Raw genomic sequence first — 1,865 nt, 5'->3', positions numbered from 1 at the left:
CACCTTTTGGTGGTGACGTTTCCGTACTCGAATATGAGGTTTTGCAGGGCCTTCGCCGGTGAAACCGCCGAGTGTGTCATTACCGGATTGCTCGATGTCATCGATGCTGCCGGCGGAGTGCCGACTGAGATGGTCTTCGATAACGCTACTGCTATTGGACGCCGTGTCGGCCCGAAGGTTGTCGAATCAGAGCTCTTCGCCGCGTTTAAAGCGCACTATCGGACTCGGTCGCGTTACTGCAACCCGTATTCAGGCCATGAGAAAGGCAATGTGGAAAACGCTGTCGGGTTCATCCGCCGAAACCTGCTCGTTCCCGTGCCAGAAGTTGCTTCACTGGCAGAACTAAACGCTCTTCTGGACTCTGGGTGTGCCGCGTTTGCCAAGCAGACCCATTATAAGAAGGCAGCGGTAATCGCTGATCTGTTTCAACACGATCAACAAGCGCTCAAAGCATGTCCGTCGGTGCGGTTTAATCCGGTGCGTTTCGAAGTGCGTCGCACCGATAAAACCGGGATTGTCACCGTAGCAGGCAACCGCTACCTAGTCGGGCCTGCCTGGGCAAACAGGCAAGTCACACTGGAATTGTCCCACGACACCATCACCGTCTTAGACGAGGAGTCTCGACGCATCATCGCGCTGCCGAGAGTCTTCGGCACTGCAGACGCTACAGTGATCAACCCCATAAGTCTGCTGCCAGGGTTAGCCAAAAAGCCGGGAGCGTGGAAGAACTCACCACTTCGCCACCATATGCCGGATAACGTCGTCGGCTACCTCGACGAAGCAGATACCGTCACACGCCGTGAGTTTTTCACCCATGCACAAACCACCGCCGCAGAATGCGGTTTCGACGCCACCGTCACCGCCGCTGCAGCACTTTTAGAAGCCAACGCTCAACCAACCGGACCGCATCTTGGCATCGCTGCACGATACAGCACCCCACCACCAACACAGCACACCAGAGCAAACCTGGCTACCTACGACCAACTCCTTGCCACCACAATCAACACCCCACAGCATGCGGAGGCGACCTAAAATGAGCGCTACAACCACCAAAAACCAAGTTGTCACACTCGGCCGCCAGCTCTATTTGACCACCGCTGTGTTACGCCAATGCGTTGAACACGCCACCCCACGCCAGTGCGACATCCTCATCGAATTGTTCGAATCTGAACTTTCTTCCAGAGCAGCATCCAGAGCCCGCCGCCTCATGCATCGTGCGCGTGTGCCAGTACGCAAAACCCTCGACGGCTACGACTGGTCACCAGTGACCCTGCCCACGGACATCACCCGCGAACACCTCACCACGCTTGAGTTTCTCAACGGATGTGAAGACCTCGTCTTCTACGGGGACGTCGGCACCGGGAAAACACATCTCGCCATCGCGCTAGCCACCCAAACATGCCTTGCAGGCATCCCAGCAAGGTTTTTCACCGCCGCCGGCCTAGTCGACCACTTACGCAACGCTAAACAGGCAGGAAGACTCGACAAAGAACTCGCAGCACTCGGCAAAAACAAGCTCCTCGTCATCGACGAACTCGGCTACATCCCCATCGACACTGACGGTGCACGGTTACTTTTCCAAGCCATCGCCGACGCTTACGAACAACGCAGTCTGATCATCACCACCAACCTCGCGTTTTCCCAATGGGGCCAAGTCTTCGGCAACGATGACATGGCAGCGGCAGCCATCGACCGCATCGTCCACCACGGACGCATGATTACCTTCACCGGCCAGTCCTACCGCATGGCAAACGCCCTCATGAAATAACCCTCAAAACCCCAGCAACGCTCAAACGGCCCAAAACCGTGCCGAACTGGCCTAAAAATTCGAGCCGAAACGGCCTAAAACAACTTGACAAAACACA

At 56.2% G+C, this 1,865-nt stretch carries 2 protein-coding genes; both read left to right on the top strand.

Going from position 1 to position 1,865, the window contains the following annotated elements:
- On the top strand, positions 1-1,032 hold a 1,032-nt coding region (locus HMPREF2785_RS07325), incomplete at its 5' end, for a Mu transposase domain-containing protein (protein ID WP_141750664.1).
- 1 nt (position 1,033) lies between these two features.
- Entirely contained in the window at positions 1,034-1,768 is a 735-nt protein-coding gene (istB, locus tag HMPREF2785_RS07320; RefSeq protein WP_141750663.1) for an IS21-like element helper ATPase IstB, read from the top strand.
- Positions 1,769-1,865 lie beyond the last annotated feature (97 nt).

It is taken from the genome of Corynebacterium sp. HMSC067D03 (assembly GCF_001811185.1).
Classification (GTDB): domain Bacteria; phylum Actinomycetota; class Actinomycetes; order Mycobacteriales; family Mycobacteriaceae; genus Corynebacterium; species Corynebacterium coyleae.
The sequence above is the reverse complement of the archived record's forward strand: the minus strand, read 5'-3'. Positions and strand labels throughout refer to the sequence as shown.